The following is a 14,584-nucleotide window of genomic DNA, read 5'->3' as shown; positions in this document are numbered from 1 at the left end:
GGTGATCCGGCTCGCCGACTATGGCATCACGATGCCCGGACCGCCCCGCCTGATCGAGGCGGGGATCGCGGCGGCGCTGGTGCTGGTCGCGCTGATGCTCGGCTGGCTGGCGGGGCGCAAGCTGGGGCCGGCGCTGGCGGACGGCTGGCGGCGGATCGTGGAGGGGCCGGTCGAGGGACTGGCCCCGCGCATGTGCCAGATCGTGCACCACGGGGTCGCCGCAGCGGTGCTCGCCGTGGTTGCGGGCAGCTATGGCTGGCATCCGCTGTCCGCGTTCGGAATCGGTCTGGCGCTTGGGCTGACAACGGCGCGGCTGGCGATCGACGTGCTGCGCGGGCTGCACCTGCCGCGCTGGGCGGCCTGGACCATCGGCACGGTCCTGTTCGTCGCGGTGCTGAGCAACGCGTTCGGCGGGTTCGACAATGTCACCGGCGCGCTGGAGCGGATCGGCTTCAACGTCGGGCGTCGGCGGCTGTCGCTCTTGTCGCTGGTTTCGGTCGCGGTGGTGGGCGTTGGCCTCTACGCGCTGGTGCGCCTCGCCAACCGGCTGGTCGCCCATTCGATCGGCCGCGCGAAAAGCCTGGATGCGACCCAGAAGCTGCTGGCGCAAAAGCTCGCCGCGATCGGGGCGGTGGTGGTTGCCTTCTTCTTCGGCATCGACCTGCTGGGCATCGATCTCACCACCTTTGCAGTGTTCTCGGGCGGCCTGGGCCTGGCGGTGGGCTTTGGCCTGCAGAAGACGGTTGGCAACCTGATCGCGGGAATCATTCTGCTGATGGACCGCTCCATCAAGCCCGGTGACGTGATCGTGGTGGGCGAGAGCTTCGGCTGGGTGAACAAGATCGGCGTGCGCGCGGTCTCCGTCATCACCCGCGATGGCAAGGAGCATCTGATCCCCAACGAAAATCTGATGACGCAGGAGGTGGAGAACTGGTCCTTCACCGACCGCAACGTGCGCGTCCGCATTCCCGTAAAGGTCGGGTATGAGAGCGACCTGAAGCTGGCCCAGGCGCTGATGCTGCGCGCCGCATCGGAAAGCCCGCGGGTGTTGAAGAGCCCCAAGCCCAATGTGTGGCTGGTGAGCTATGGCGACTATGCCGCCGAGCACGAAATCCTGGTCTGGATCAGCGATCCCGAGAGCGGTGTCGGCAATGTGCGCTCGGACGTGCTCAACCGGCTGTGGCTGTTGTTCAAGGAGCAGGGCATCGTCATTCCGGTGCCGAGGCGCGAGATGATCCTGCGCGATTCGGGCAACAGCGCGGGGATCCCACCGGCCCCACCACTCGCCGCCGACGGCTGAGCGCCGCCAAAACGGGGCGGGCAGTGCTTGCCGCCGGCGTCGAAGCGCCTAAATTGTGGGGGTGAGCACCGCCATCACCGCGCGCATCGCCGACGGCGTGCTGTCGATCCCCGCCGACGAGTGGGACGCCTGCGCCGGGCCGGACAATCCGTTCTTGAGCCACGGCTTCCTGGCCGCGCTGGAGCGATCCGGCTCGGTAGGAGGGCGATCCGGCTGGCAGCCGCTGCCTGTGGTGGTGGATGGTGCGGATGGTCGCCCGGTTGCGATCGCGCCCGCCTATGCGAAGGCACACAGCCAGGGCGAATATGTCTTTGACCACGCCTGGGCCGACGCCTGGGAACGGGCGGGCGGCGACTATTATCCCAAGTTGCAGGTGGCGGTGCCGTTCACGCCGGTGCCCGGACCCCGGCTGCTGCTGCGCGATGCGTCGGCCGCGCCTGCGTTGATCGCCGCGCTGGAAACGGTCACGCGGCGCAGCCAGCTGTCGTCGGCGCATGCGACCTTTGTCGACGCGGCAGAACTGCCGGCATGGGAGGCGGCGGGCTGGCTGACGCGGGCGGGTACCCAGTTCCACTGGGAGAACCAGGGCTATGCCGCGTTCGACGATTTCCTGGGGGCGCTCGCCAGCCGCAAACGCAAGGCGATCCGCAAGGAGCGCGCCGCCGCGGTCGAGGGGCTGACGATCCAGCACCTGGCCGGCGCCGAGATCACCGAGGCGCATTGGGACGCGTTCTGGGAATTCTACCAGGACACCGGCAGCCGGAAATGGGGGCGGCCCTATCTGACGCGGCCGTTCTTTTCGATGCTGTCGGAGGCGCTGGGCGACCGGGTGCTGCTGATGCTCGCCTATCGCGGCGACCGCTCGATCGCGGGCGCGCTGAACCTGGTGGGCGCGGATGCCCTCTATGGCCGCTATTGGGGCGCGACCGAGGAGGTGCCGTTCCTCCATTTCGAGCTGTGCTACTATCAGGCGATCGAGGCGGCGATCGCGCGCGGGCTGCGGCGGGTCGAGGCGGGCGCGCAGGGCGAGCACAAGCTGGCGCGCGGCTATGCGCCGGTCACCACCTGGTCGGCGCATTACCTGCCCGATGCCAATTTCCGGCGCGCGGTTTCCGACTATCTGGAGCGCGAGCGCGAAGCGGTGGCGCATGAACAGGAGTATCTGGGGGAACTCACGCCGTTCCGGCGAGGGTGAAGGCGGCCGCTTCGGACGCACCCCGATCCTATCCCCGCGCAGGCGGGGATCCAGGACCCAACAGAGTGACAAGCTGTGGCGCGCAGAGCCCTGGGCTCCTGCCTTCGCAGGAGCACGGGGGCGCATAGGGCGTTCGTGCCGCCTCTTCGTCAGCGGGACGGGTGTGGGCGGCGGCGCAATGTCGGGAGGTCTTCCCGACTGGGCCCCGGCCTTCGCCGGGGTACCCCTCGGGCCTGCCTCAGGACTCGCGGTTGGGGCGGGGCGCGCGGCGGCCGGTGGGACCGTAGAGGTCGGTTGGCAGTAGCGTCGCGGCGCGCTGGCGGTGGTCGATGCGGAACACTGCGCTGGAACCCTGGCGCCAGATCGGGATCAGCCCCTGTTCCAGCCTGCGGTCATAATGCGGCGGGCGGACCATCCAGACATAGTCGAACGCGTTGCGCGGGAAGCGGTGGAGCGCGCCGGCGACCGGGCGCCACCATTCGCGCGGGCACTGGACGTCGGTCACGATCTGCGACGGGTCGTGCGAAAAGCCGCGCGCCGGATAGCGGGTGGTGAGCAGCTGGGCGCCGACCATCGACCACTGGTCGTTGGAATAGGCGAGCCGGCGTTCCAGCGCGATGCCCGGCAGGTGCTGCAGCCGAGTCATCGTCCACTCGTTGTAGCAGGTCTCACCGATGAAGGTGACGAGGCGCGCGCCGACCGGCACATGATCAAGCGCGGCGAGCTCCTGGTCGTAATCGCGGTCGTACATCGCGAAGCTGGCAGTGGTGGCGACCATGCGGCCGGCAAAGATCGCGAGGCCCAGTGCCGCGACCGTGGCGGCGTTGCGGATCGACATGCCGTGCTTGGGCCTGAGCGCGATCAGCGCAATCGCGAACAGGTACGGCACCAGCCGCATGTCGGCGTACGCCGAGCCGAACACGATCCGCGGCAGCAGGATATAGACCGCGAGCAGGAACAGCGCCGACAGGCCCAGGTTGCGCGAATATTGGATGTTGGGGTCGCGCACGCCCTTCAGCAGCACCAGGTACAGGACCATCAGCGAGGCGAAGTCGTAGAGCTGCCAGCGGTCGCGCATCACCATGGTGACCCACTGCATCTTGAACCGCCAGTTGAACCAGTCGGCGGTCTGGCCGCTGACATGGCCCGAGCGCCACAAGAGCATCAGCAGGGCAGGGGGCGCGAGCACCAGGCAGTGCAGCCCGGCGTGAAACAGGGCAGCGAACCAGTTGCGGCGGCGGTCGTGCTCGCGGATCAGCTCGGCCGAGGCGGCGAGCACGCCCAGCGTCCCCCAGCCAAAGGTGTGGGTGAGCCAGATCAGCGCCGCCAGCGGCACAAAGATCACGCCGCGCAGCCGGAGCTTGCCCAGTCGCCCCAGCCGCAGCCACAGCGCAAAGGCGTTGAGCGCAAAAGCCATCGACAGCGCGAAGTTCACGAAGCCGAAGTGGAGCGGGAAGCTGTAGACCAGGGGCAGCGCGAACAGCGCGGTCGCCGGGATGCGGCCATGCACCTCGCGCGCGATCCACAACAGGCCGATCGCCGTCAGCACCGGGATCGCCATCACGATCAGCTTGACCGCAAGCTCCAGCCCCAGAATCGGCTGGAGGGGAACGATCAGCAGATCGACCCCCAGATTGCCCATCAGGCTCCAGTCGAAATTATACCAGTCGGACAGCCAGGGCGCGGTGCCCGTGCCGATCGTTTGCTGGACGCGGTAGCGGCCCATATGACCGGGCAGGTCGAGCAGCGGCGGAATGTCCGGCCAGACCAGCGGCAGCGCCGCCAGCAGCGCCATCGCGACCACGAACCACCGTGTCTGCCACCAGTGTAGCCTTGCCCCATCCCCCTGCATGTCCCTGCTTGTAGCCGGCATCTGGCGGTCGGCAAGCGAATGCGCGTCGGGGCGCCGGCCGGAGGCGGGCGGCGAGGAGGAATGGAGCTGGGACATGGATGCCGTCGGGTGAAGGGCGGGGCCGGGCACAGGCGCCGGCCCCGTGCCGATTAGCGGTCGCGGCGGCCGAGCAGGCGCAGGCGCAGCGCGTTCAGCTTGATGAAGCCGGCGGCGTCGCGCTGGTCATAGGCGCCCTGGTCGTCCTCGAACGTCACGACCTTTTCCGAATAGAGCGAGAAGGGCGACTTGCGGCCGATCACGTGTGCCGCGCCCTTGTAGAGCTTCAGCCGGACGGTGCCGGTGACCTTTTCCTGGCTGTGGTCGATTGCGGCCTGCAGCATCTCGCGCTCGGGTGCGAACCAGAAGCCGTTGTAGATCAGCTCCGCATAGCGCGGCATCAGCTCGTCCTTGAGGTGGGCGGCGCCGCGGTCGAGCGTGACCTGCTCGATCGCGCGGTGTGCCACGCCCAGGATGGTGCCGCCCGGGGTCTCGTACATGCCGCGGCTCTTCATGCCGACGAAGCGATTCTCGACCAGGTCGAGGCGGCCGATGCCATGGGTGCGGCCAAGGTCGTTCAACCTGGCGAGCAGGGTCGCCGGGCTCATGCCCTCGCCGTTGATCGCAACCGCATCGCCGCGCTCGAAATCGACGGTGATGATCTCGGGCTGGTCGGGCGCATCCTCAGGGCTGACGGTGCGCGAGAAGACGTACTCCGGCACTTCTTCCCACGGATCCTCAAGCACCTTGCCCTCGGACGAGGTGTGGAGGAGGTTGGCGTCGGTGGAGAAGGGGCTTTCGCCGCGCTTGTCCTTGGGGACCGGGATCTGGTTCTTCTCGGCGAAGTCGATCAGCGCGGTGCGGCTGGTGAGGTCCCATTCGCGCCAGGGTGCGATGACCTTGATGTCGGGCTGGAGCGCGTAATAGCCGAGCTCAAAGCGGACCTGGTCGTTGCCCTTGCCGGTCGCGCCATGGCTGACGGCGTCGGCGCCGACCATCTTGGCGATCTCGATCTGGCGCTTGGCGATCAGCGGACGCGCGATCGACGTGCCGAGCAGGTACAGCCCCTCATAGAGCGCATTGGCGCGCATCATCGGGAAGACATAGTCGCGCACGAACTCTTCGCGCAGGTCGTCGATGAAGATGTGCTCGGGCTTCACGCCCATCAGCTCGGCCTTCTTGCGGGCGGGCTCGAGCTCCTCGCCCTGGCCGAGGTCGGCGGTGAAGGTCACCACCTCGCACTGATATTCGGTCTGCAGCCATTTCAGGATCACGCTCGTGTCGAGGCCGCCCGAATAGGCGAGCACCACGCGATTGATCTTGTCGGCCATCAGCTCATTCTCCGAATTGCCCGGGCCGGTTGCCGCCGAGGTTGCGGTCGGCGGCCCAGCGCGGCGTAGGCGGGCAGGTTGCGCGCGCGCTCTATGCCTCGCGCGGCGCTTCCGCAAGCGGCACGCCGACCGATCGCACCAGCTTCGGAAGCCCAAGGCCGAGCCCTGCGGCGCGATAAAGGTAGCTGGCAAGCAGCGCGAGCCACAGGCCGGGGGCGCCGAAGGGGCGCAGAGCCAGGTCGGTGGCCAGGTAGAGGAGCGTGGCGGCAAGCGCGGCGTTGCGCAGACTCCGCCCGCGGGTGGCACCGATGAACACGCCGTCGAGCAACCAGGCGGGAGCGCCGACCAGCGGCACCAGCGCAGCGAAGGGGAGCAGCGCGACGGCGTGGGCGCGCACGTCCGGGTTGTCGGTGATGGCCGCGACCAGCGGCGCGCCCGCAAGGTAGATCAGGAGCGCGAAGGCGGCGCCGGCGGCCAGCGTGAATTCGCCGGTAAGACGCGTCGCGCGCAGCAGCTCGGTGCGGGCGCCGCGACCGATCGCCCCGCCGATCCGCGACTCAGCGGTAAAGGCGAAGCCGTCGAGCACAAAGGCGGAGACGGAGACGAACTGCATCAGCACCTGGTTGGCGGCGAGCGGCACCGCGCCCAGTCGTGCGCCAGCATTGGCGAACCACCCGAACAGGACCAGCAGCGCGACCGTGCGGACCATGATGTCGGCGTTCACCGCGAACAGCCGGCGGAGCTTCGCCCGGTCCAACAACCCGGTGCCGACGCCGCGAAGCGCCCCGGGCCCGAGGATGCGGCCCGCAATGGCGAGCCCAAGCAGCAGCGCGCTCCATTCGGCGCAGGCGGTGCCGAGACCCGCGCCCCGGGCGCTGAGGCCGAGCCCGGAGACGAGGACGATGCAGAGCGCGGCGTTCACCAGGTTCATCGCGACCTGGAGCAGCAGCGCCGCGCGCGTGCGGCCGAGGCCGAGCAGCCAGCCGGTGAGCGCGAAGACGCCGAGGCTGGCCGGCGCGCCGAAGAAGCGGCCGGTGACATAGCCCCGGGCGGCGGCATCGAGCGCCGCATCGCCCGCGAGCAGGTGGAAGGCGAGCGGCACCAGCAGCAGCTGGAGCGCGAACAGCGCCGCGCCGATCGCCACCCCGAGCATCAGCCCCCGCACTAGCAGCGCGCGCACTTCCGCGGTGTCGCCGGACCCTTGCGCCTGCGCGGTCATGCCGGTCATCCCCATGCGCAGGAAGCCGAAGCTCCAGAACAGGAAGTTGATGATCGTCGTGCCGAGCGCCATCCCGGCGAGCGCGGCGGCATCGCCCGTGCGGCCGATCACCACCGTGTCGACCATGCCGACCAGCGGCACCGTGGTCTGGCCCAGCATGATCGGCCAGGCTTGTTGGAAGATCGACGCGCGGGTGAGCGGGGCTGGCACGGTCATGGGAATGCCGTGCTACGGTGGGGTGGTTCGGTGCAAGCCGTGCATTGGCACCTTGCTATGCCAATGCCCCCCCGCTCGCCCTCGAGTAGCCGTCGAGCCTGTCGAGACGGCGTATCGAGAGGTCGGTCGTGGTGGCTCCCTCGATACGGGCTCTCGACAAGCTCTATCCCTACTCGAGACAAACGGGTTGAATGGAGCAGCAGGCTTTGGGGAATTCGCCCTCGCCGTTTGTCCTGAGTAGCCATTGAGCGAAGTCGAAATGGCGTATCGAAGGGCCGCCACCCGTGCTTCGATACGGGGCTTCGACACGCTCAGCCCCCACTCAGCACGAACGGGAGGCGAGAGTCGCCGTGTTCTAGGCGCCTGCCACCTCGTGCAGCCGCCGTTCCTCTTCCAGCATATAGTCGCGGGTCAGGGGCAGCACGTCGCGCGAGCGGGCGAACTGGAGCTGGTAGTTGACCATGCCGCCATAGTCGAAGCTCACCTGCGCTCCTGCGAGGTAGAAGGTCCACATGCGGAAGAAGCGCTCGTCATAGAGCGCGACGATCGCGTCTTTGGCCGCCACCGTGCGGTCGTACCAATGGGCGAGGGTGAAGCCATAATGGCGCCGCAGCACCTCGACGTCGGTCAGGAACATCTTGTTCCCCTCGTGCGCGCGCACGATCTCCGACAGCGCCGGGTTGTAGCCGCCGGGGAAGATGTACTTGGCGGTGAAATGATCGGTGACGCCCGGGCCACCGGCGCGGCCGATGGTGTGGAGCAGCATCACGCCATCCGGCTTCAGCAGCTGCCGGCATTTGGCGAAAAAGGTGCGATACTGCGGCGGCCCGACATGCTCGAACATGCCGACGGAGACGATGCGGTCGAACTGGCCCTCGACCGCGCGATAGTCGATCAGCTCGAAGCGGACCTTGTCGGCGACCCCGGCTTCCTCCGCCCGGCGGCGCGCGACCTTGAGCTGTTCCTCGGACAGGGTGACGCCCAGCACCTCGGCCCCGGTCTTGCGATGAAGGTAAAGCGCCATGCCACCCCAGCCGCAGCCGATGTCGAGCACGCGCATGCCCGGCCGGATCGCGAGCTTGGCGGCGATGTGCGCCTTTTTGTCGGTCTGCGCCTGTTCCAGGCTGTTGGCGGGGTCGGTGAAATAGGCGCAGCTGTACTGGCGGTCGACGTCGAGGAAGAGATCGTAGAGCCGGTCCGACAGATCATAATGGTGGGCGACGTTGCGCTTCGACTGGCGTGCCTGGTTGTAGCGGTCGAGCCGGTGGAAGACGGCGTTGGCGACCTTGCGCATGCCGCGCGCCTTGAGGGTGCTTTCGCCGACCTCCCACAGGTTGTTCTTCTTGAACAGCACCAGCAGGTCGCGGATGTCGCCCTGCTCCACGACGAGACGGCCGTCCATATAGGCCTCGGCCGCACCCAGGCTGGGATCGCGCACGATCGAGGCCAGCACCTTGCGGTCGGTGAAGCGGATCGTGACGTCGGGGAAGCCCGGGTCCGGCGTGCCGAAGCGGCCGGTGCTGCCGTTGGCGTGGTGTACGGTAAGCTGGCCCTTGGTCACGGCCCGTGCGAAAAAAATGTCGATCAGCGCCATGACCGACACGCTAACGGCTCCGACCCTGCAAAGCTACCGCCTGGTCGGAAATGCACCGTCTCAGTCGGCGAACAGCAGGACCGGCGTTTCCAGCAGCTTTTTCAACGCTTGCACGAAGCTCGCGGCGTCCCAGCCGTCGACCACGCGATGGTCGCACGAGATCGAGACGTTCATCAGCTTCGCGCGCCGGATCGCATCGCCGCTGCGGCCGTCGTCGACGAACACCGGGCGCTCGACGATGCGGTTGGGGCCGAGGATGGCGACTTCCGGTCGGTTGATGACCGGGGTGGTGGCGACGCCGCCCAGGGGGCCGAGCGACGTGACGGTGATGGTGCTGCCCGACAGTTCGTCGGTGCGCGCCTTGCCGGTCCGGGCGGCTTCGGCGAGCCGCGCGATCTCGGCCGCGAGCTGCCAGACGTTCCTGTCCTGTGCGTCGCGGATGACAGGAACCATCAGCCCGGCGTCGGTCTGGGTCGCCATGCCCAGGTGCACGTTGCCGTGGCGGGTCACCACGCCGGCCTCGTCGTCATAGCGGGCGTTGAGCATCGGGAAGTCGGGGAGCGTCCGGCACAGCGCGGCGATGAACAGCGGCAGCAGGGTGAGCTTGGGCCGGTCGCCGCGGTGGGTGTTCAGGTCGGCGCGCATCGCTTCCAGCGCGGTCACCTCCACTTCCTCGACATAGCTGAAGTGCGGGATGTGGCGCTTGGATGCGGCCATGTTGTCGGCGATGCGTCGGCGCATGCCGATGACCTTCATCGTCTCGTCGGCGCGCGCGCGGCTGGTTCGCGGGGCGTGATAGCCCTGCGCCTGGCCGTAGCGCAGGTGCGCGTCGAGGTCGGCGTGGCGGATGCGATCGCCGTCGGCACGGACCTGCGACAGGTCGATGCCGAGGTCGCGGGCGCGGGCGCGGACGGCGGGGGAGGCGAGGATGGGGTGCTTGGAAGCAGCAGCGGGTGCTTCTGCTTCTTCGTACCCCGGCGTAGGCCGGGGGCCAGCATCGGTGGTCGTCGTGGCGGGTGCTGCGCTTTCCTCGCGGGCGTCTCCCAACTGGGCCCCGGCCTTCGCCGGGGTACTGTCGGGGAGCGTGGACGCGGCGCCGTCCGCCTCGGGCGGGGTGAGGCAGGCGGGGGTGGCGTCGGTGGCGACTTCCACGCCGGGGTTCTCCGCCACGACCGTGTCGCTCTCGGTCTCGCCTTCCGTCTCGATCACCACCAGCGTCGAGCCGATCGGAATGTTGTCGCCAGGCTCGCCCGCAAGCTCGATGACGATGCCGGCGACCGGGCTTTCCATCTCGACCGTCGCCTTGTCGGTCATCATGTCGGCGAGGCGCGCGTCTTCCTCGACGCGGTCGCCCACGGCCACGTGCCAGGCGACGATCTCCGCCTCGGAAATGCCTTCGCCGATGTCGGGCAGGCGGAAGCTGAAGCGTGCCATCAGGTCCTCATCACTTTCTTGAGCGCTTCGCCGATGCGGACGGGGCCGGGGAAATAGGCCCATTCCAGGCTGTGCGGGTACGGCGTGTCGAAGCCGGTGACGCGTTCGATCGGCGCCTCGAGATGGTAGAAGCAGCGTTCCTGCACCAAGGCCGAGAGCTCGGCGCCGAAGCCCGACGTCCGCGTCGCCTCGTGCACGATCATGCAGCGGCCGGTCTTCTGCACCGAGGCCTCGATCGCCTCGATATCGAGGGGGACGAGCGTGCGCAGGTCCAGGATCTCGGCGTCGATGCCGGCTTCCTCGACCACGGCCTGGCAGACGTGGACCATGGTGCCATAGGCGAGGATGGTGAGCGCCTCGCCCGGGCGGACCACCGCCGCTTTGCCCAGCGGCACGCGGTAATAGCCGGTGGGAACGAGGGCGGCGGGATGCTGCGCCCAGCTTTTCGCCGGACGGTCCCAATGGCCGTCGAACGGGCCGTTGTAGATGCGCTTGGGCTCAAAGAAGAGGACGGGATCATTGTCCTCGATCGCGGCGATCAGCAACCCCTTGGCGTCATAGGGGGTGGAGGGGATCACCGTCTTGATGCCCGAGACATGGGTGAAGATGCCCTCGGGTGACTGCGAGTGCGTCTGGCCGCCGAAGATGCCGCCGCCGAACGGTGAGCGCACGGTGATCGGCGCGGTGAAGTCGCCGTTGGAGCGATAGCGCAGCCGCGCCGCCTCGGACACCAGCTGGTCGAGCGCGGGATAGATGTAGTCGGCGAACTGGATCTCCGGCACGGGACGCAGGCCATAGGCGCCCATGCCGATCGCCACGCCGACGATGCCGGTCTCGGTGATCGGCGTGTCGAACACGCGCGTCTTGCCGAACTTCTTCTGCAACCCGGCAGTGGCGCGGAAGACGCCGCCGAAATAGCCGACGTCCTCGCCCATCACGATCACGTCCGGATCGCGCGCCATGGCGACCTCGAGCGCGGAGTTGATCGCCTGGATCATGTTCATGGGCGCGGTTTCGCCCAGAGCCGCAGCAGTGTCGGGCATCGCCTTCTCCTCCCTCACTTGCGCGCCCAGGGGCGGCCGGAGGCGGCTTCCTCCGCCAGCATCTGCGCCTGTTGTTCGCGCAGGTGCCAGGGCATCTCTTCGAACACGCCGTCAAACAGGCTGTCGAGCGGCTGGTGCAGGCCATGGCCGAGCACGCCGTTCTTCTCCGCCTCCTTCTGCGCGGCGCGGACTTCCTCCGCCACTTCGCGGTCCATCGCGGCGTGGCGTTCGTCGTCCCACTCGCCGATCGCGACCAGATGCGCCTTCAGCCGCGCGATTGGGTCGCCGAGCGGCCAGGCAGTGGCCTCCTCGGCAGAACGATATTGCGACGGATCGTCGGAGGTGGAGTGGCCCTCGGCGCGATAGGTGAAATGCTCGATCAGCGTCGGCCCCTGGTTGGTGCGGGCACGCTCGGCCGCCCATTGGGTCGCGGCGTAGACGGCGAGCGCGTCGTTGCCGTCCACCCGAAGCCCCGCAATGCCATAGCCGATCGCGCGGGCGGCAAAGGTCGTCGCCTCCGCCCCGGCGAAGCCCGAGAAGCTGCTGATCGCCCACTGGTTGTTGACAACGTTGAAGATCACCGGCGCGCGATAGACCGCGGCAAAGGTGCAGGCGGAGTGGAAGTCGCCTTCGGCGGTCGATCCTTCGCCACACCATGCCGCGGCGATGCGGGTATCGCCCTTGGCCGCCGATGCCATCGCCCAGCCCACCGCCTGGGGGTACTGGGTGGTGAGGTTGCCGGAGATCGAGAAAAAGCCGGTCTCCTTCGACGAATACATGATCGGCAGCTGCTTGCCGTGAAGCTTGTCGCCGCGGTTCGAGTAGATCTGGTTCATCATCTCGACCAGCGGATAGTCGCGGGTGAGGAGGATCCCCTGCTGGCGATAGCTGGGGAAACACATGTCGTCATAGTCGAGCGCCAGCGTGGCGGCGACGGCCACTGCCTCCTCGCCGGTACATTTCATGTAGAAGCTGGTCTTGCCCTGGCGTTGGGCGCGGAACATGCGCTCGTCGAACGCGCGGGTGCGGGCCATGGCGCGCAGCATGCGGCGCAGCACTTCCGGCGCCAGCCGCGGGTTCCAGGCGCCGACTGCCTGGTTGTTCTCGTCCAGCACGCGCACCAGCGTGTAGGCGAGTTCATGGAACTCGGCCGGCTGCGCGCTGGTGTCGGGGCGCCGCGCGGCATCGGCGGGCGGGATGACCACATCGGCGAAATCGACGGGATCGCCGGGGCGGAAGCGGGGCTCCGGCACGTGCAGCGCCAGGGGCGGCAGATTGGGTCGCAGCGACTCTTCGCGCACTCGTCTCTCCTTGGCCTGCGGTCTGGGGCCGGAACCCCGCGCAGACTCGTTTCAAGCGAGTGTTATTAAATTGCGCGGGGTTGCGGAAGCCAGGATCGTCGCTGCGGTGCAGCGTCGGGGCGGATGGGTGGTTTCCGGCGGCAGGTGCAACCGCTTCGCTCGCCCTGAACGCTGGCCCGAGTTATGGAACGGCATGGCCATGCTCTCCACCCTTTTCGCGGCGCGCGGCTCCGGCCTGGCACTGATCCTGCTCGCCACTGCCTGCAACGGCGAGGCAACGCCTGACAATGCGGCGTCGGAGCCGGCTCCGGAAGCGGCGGCGACCATCGCGCCGGTGCCGACTGCCACCGCGCCCGCAGCTGCGCCCGAGCCGACCGCGACGGCATTGCCACAGGAGCGACCGGCGCTGGACATCACCGAGGCAGACGTAGAGGCGCAGCTCTCGCCCGCGTTGGAGGCGTGCCTGAACTCGGGCGATGCGGCCAAGGGCGTGTCCGTGGCGATGGGGGCGTGCGTGCGCGACGAGCTGGCGGTGCAGGACGCGCGGCTGAACGCGGCCTACAAATCGGCCATGGCCAAGCGTGGGCGGGCGGAGCAGGCGAAGCTTCGGGTCGAAGAGCGGGCCTGGATCCGGCGGCGCGACGCGGAGTGCGAGGAGCAGAGGACGGGCGGGACGATCGACATGGTCGACGTGCCCATGTGCCTGCTGCACGAAACGGTGCGGCGGCGGATCACGCTGCAGCCGATGGCGGGCTGATCACCATGCGCGCCTTGTCCAACCTGCTGTTCGTGCTCGCCGCTGGGATCGCGGGCCTGGCGATTCTGGCCGCTGCCGCGCTCCGCAGCACGGCGTGCGGCTATGCACCCAACTCCACCGGGTGCCGGGCGGCATGGCCCTGGGACATGAACGGCGACGACCGGCTGTGGCTGTTCGATCTTCCGTTGTTGCTGGTGCTGGGGCTGGTGGCGGGCGCGGTGATCCTGCGGCGTCGATCGCGCTGACGCCTCAACCTTCCGGGAAGGCGGCGCGGATCGCCTCATATTGCTTGCGGCTGATCGGCAGCATCGAGCCGTGGCGGGTGCCGGCGGGCATCTCGTAGCGGTTCCATTCGAAAACGCCGCTGTTGCCCGACACCTGGAACCACGGCCCTTGCAGTGTCGGCGCCATCGAGAGGCCGTAGCTGGTGCCGGCATATTGCTCGTAAAAGAGCAGCCAGTCCTTGTCGTCGGGCGAGCGGATCAGCGTCGGCGCCTCGCGGAAGTTCGGGCTGAGCGAGGCGCCGGGGAGCGGATAGGGGCCGAGCAGGCTGGCGGCGCAGCTGATGCGGATCGTCTTGCCGGTGGTCCATTCATAGGACGGGTAGCGTTCGTCCTTGAGAACCGCGCAGTATCCGCCGCGGGGATCGGGCTGGAGGATGGTGTCGATGGTCGCCATGTCCCAGCTGAACAGCCGGCGTGGCTTGGCGGCGAAGGTCTTGAGGTCTGGCGACCGGACGTAGAGCGTGCGCTGGCTGGCCCAATAGCGTTCCGGATCCTCACGGTTGCCGTCCTCGTTAGGCGTGTGCCAGGTCAGCAGGAACTGGCGCGAGGGCTTGTCGAACAGGAGCTTGGGCGCGCCGATGCGCTGCATGGCGTGCGGGTGGCCGGGGATGTCCTTCAGGTCGGGACGGTAGGTGCCGAACGGCTGCCAGCGGACGAGGTCGTCGGAGACCCAGAAGCGGATCAGGGGATCCTCGTCGCTGTTGTTGCCGACCAGATAGTAGCGCCCGTCGGAGCCCTGGGCGATCGAGGCATGGCCGTGGTAGTCGGCCGACACCGGGTTGCCGCCGTTGAGGCGCGTCCAGTGGAAGCCGTCGAGGCTGACCGAGTAATAGAGGACGCCGTAGCGTTCCTTGGTCATGTGGGCGAAGAGGTACGCCTTGGCCGGATCGACATAGGGCGTGACGGGGCCGCCGGGGGCCACCTGTGCGATTGCCGGGACTGCTGCGGCAAGGGCGGCGAATGCCGCGACGGCGAGGCGCTTCCAAAAGGGTCGCATGGCTCTCTCCCGATGATCTTTTGAT

12 protein-coding genes are annotated in these 14,584 nt (G+C 68.2%); 4 read left to right on the top strand and 8 right to left on the bottom strand.

The window, feature by feature from the left end; genetic code table 11:
• The first annotated feature begins 31 nt into the window (after nt 1–31).
• A complete protein-coding gene (locus tag LK533_RS11590) occupies nt 32–1,300 on the top strand; it encodes a mechanosensitive ion channel family protein (RefSeq protein ID WP_229363145.1) in 1,269 nt (422 codons plus the stop codon).
• A 61-nt stretch (nt 1,301–1,361) separates the two neighbouring features.
• Nucleotides 1,362–2,495, top strand: coding sequence for a GNAT family N-acetyltransferase (locus tag LK533_RS11585; protein ID WP_229363086.1), 1,134 nt, complete (start codon nt 1,362–1,364; stop codon nt 2,493–2,495).
• Nucleotides 2,496–2,733: 238 nt separating this feature from the next.
• Here LK533_RS11585 and LK533_RS11580 read toward each other — a convergent pair whose 3' ends face one another.
• The 7 genes from LK533_RS11580 to LK533_RS11550 form a co-directional block, all read right to left on the bottom strand.
• Nucleotides 2,734–4,347 carry a hypothetical protein gene (locus tag LK533_RS11580; protein WP_229363085.1) on the bottom strand — a complete coding sequence of 538 codons (1,614 nt, stop codon included), beginning with the start codon at nt 4,345–4,347 and terminating at the stop codon, nt 2,734–2,736.
• 149 nt (nt 4,348–4,496) lie between these two features.
• Nucleotides 4,497–5,714 carry an argininosuccinate synthase gene (locus tag LK533_RS11575; RefSeq protein WP_229363084.1) on the bottom strand — a complete coding sequence of 406 codons (1,218 nt, stop codon included), beginning with the start codon at nt 5,712–5,714 and terminating at the stop codon, nt 4,497–4,499.
• Between the two features lie 91 nt (nt 5,715–5,805).
• Entirely contained in the window at nt 5,806–7,149 is a 1,344-nt protein-coding gene (locus LK533_RS11570) for an MATE family efflux transporter (RefSeq protein ID WP_229363083.1), read from the bottom strand.
• A 355-nt stretch (nt 7,150–7,504) separates the two neighbouring features.
• Nucleotides 7,505–8,743 carry an SAM-dependent methyltransferase gene (locus tag LK533_RS11565; RefSeq protein WP_229363082.1) on the bottom strand — a complete coding sequence of 413 codons (1,239 nt, stop codon included), beginning with the start codon at nt 8,741–8,743 and terminating at the stop codon, nt 7,505–7,507.
• A 60-nt stretch (nt 8,744–8,803) separates the two neighbouring features.
• Nucleotides 8,804–10,177 carry a dihydrolipoamide acetyltransferase family protein gene (locus tag LK533_RS11560; protein WP_229363081.1) on the bottom strand — a complete coding sequence of 458 codons (1,374 nt, stop codon included), beginning with the start codon at nt 10,175–10,177 and terminating at the stop codon, nt 8,804–8,806.
• Entirely contained in the window at nt 10,177–11,181 is a 1,005-nt protein-coding gene (locus tag LK533_RS11555; RefSeq protein ID WP_229363144.1) for an alpha-ketoacid dehydrogenase subunit beta, read from the bottom strand. The genes LK533_RS11560 and LK533_RS11555 overlap by 1 nt, the downstream gene beginning before the upstream one ends.
• Nucleotides 11,182–11,234: 53 nt before the next feature.
• Nucleotides 11,235–12,521: a 3-methyl-2-oxobutanoate dehydrogenase (2-methylpropanoyl-transferring) subunit alpha gene (locus LK533_RS11550; protein WP_229363079.1), complete on the bottom strand. Its 1,287-nt coding sequence runs from the start codon at nt 12,519–12,521 to the stop codon at nt 11,235–11,237.
• Between the two features lie 199 nt (nt 12,522–12,720).
• On the opposite strand from LK533_RS11550, the gene LK533_RS11545 reads away from it, so the two are divergent.
• Nucleotides 12,721–13,278 carry a lysozyme inhibitor LprI family protein gene (locus tag LK533_RS11545; protein WP_229363077.1) on the top strand — a complete coding sequence of 186 codons (558 nt, stop codon included), beginning with the start codon at nt 12,721–12,723 and terminating at the stop codon, nt 13,276–13,278.
• A 5-nt stretch (nt 13,279–13,283) separates the two neighbouring features.
• Entirely contained in the window at nt 13,284–13,523 is a 240-nt protein-coding gene (locus LK533_RS11540; RefSeq protein ID WP_229363075.1) for a hypothetical protein, read from the top strand.
• A gap of 4 nt (nt 13,524–13,527) precedes the next feature.
• Here LK533_RS11540 and LK533_RS11535 read toward each other — a convergent pair whose 3' ends face one another.
• Complete coding sequence (locus LK533_RS11535; protein WP_229363073.1) at nt 13,528–14,559, bottom strand: glycosyl hydrolase family 43; 1,032 nt, start codon at nt 14,557–14,559, stop codon at nt 13,528–13,530.
• Nucleotides 14,560–14,584 lie beyond the last annotated feature (25 nt).

Origin of the sequence: Sphingomonas sp. PL-96 (assembly GCF_020707215.1) — a bacterium.
Lineage (GTDB): Bacteria > Pseudomonadota > Alphaproteobacteria > Sphingomonadales > Sphingomonadaceae > Sphingomonas.
Note: the sequence above shows the minus strand (reverse complement) of the source record. Positions and strands in the feature narration are given on the sequence as shown.

Bases quoted from the DNA above. Each gene is read 5' to 3' on its own strand.
- LK533_RS11565 (WP_229363082.1), bottom strand. From the start codon at position 8,743: ATGGCGCTGATCGACATTTTTTTCGCACGGGCCGTGACCAAGGGCCAG.
- LK533_RS11545 (WP_229363077.1), top strand. From the start codon at position 12,721: ATGCTCTCCACCCTTTTCGCGGCGCGCGGCTCCGGCCTGGCACTGATC.
- LK533_RS11535 (WP_229363073.1), bottom strand. From the start codon at position 14,559: ATGCGACCCTTTTGGAAGCGCCTCGCCGTCGCGGCATTCGCCGCCCTT.
- LK533_RS11590 (WP_229363145.1), top strand. From the start codon at position 32: ATGCCCGGACCGCCCCGCCTGATCGAGGCGGGGATCGCGGCGGCGCTG.
- LK533_RS11560 (WP_229363081.1), bottom strand. From the start codon at position 10,177: ATGGCACGCTTCAGCTTCCGCCTGCCCGACATCGGCGAAGGCATTTCC.
- LK533_RS11570 (WP_229363083.1), bottom strand. From the start codon at position 7,149: ATGACCGTGCCAGCCCCGCTCACCCGCGCGTCGATCTTCCAACAAGCC.
- LK533_RS11555 (WP_229363144.1), bottom strand. From the start codon at position 11,181: ATGAACATGATCCAGGCGATCAACTCCGCGCTCGAGGTCGCCATGGCG.
- LK533_RS11540 (WP_229363075.1), top strand. From the start codon at position 13,284: ATGCGCGCCTTGTCCAACCTGCTGTTCGTGCTCGCCGCTGGGATCGCG.
- LK533_RS11575 (WP_229363084.1), bottom strand. From the start codon at position 5,714: ATGGCCGACAAGATCAATCGCGTGGTGCTCGCCTATTCGGGCGGCCTC.
- LK533_RS11580 (WP_229363085.1), bottom strand. From the start codon at position 4,347: ATGCAGGGGGATGGGGCAAGGCTACACTGGTGGCAGACACGGTGGTTC.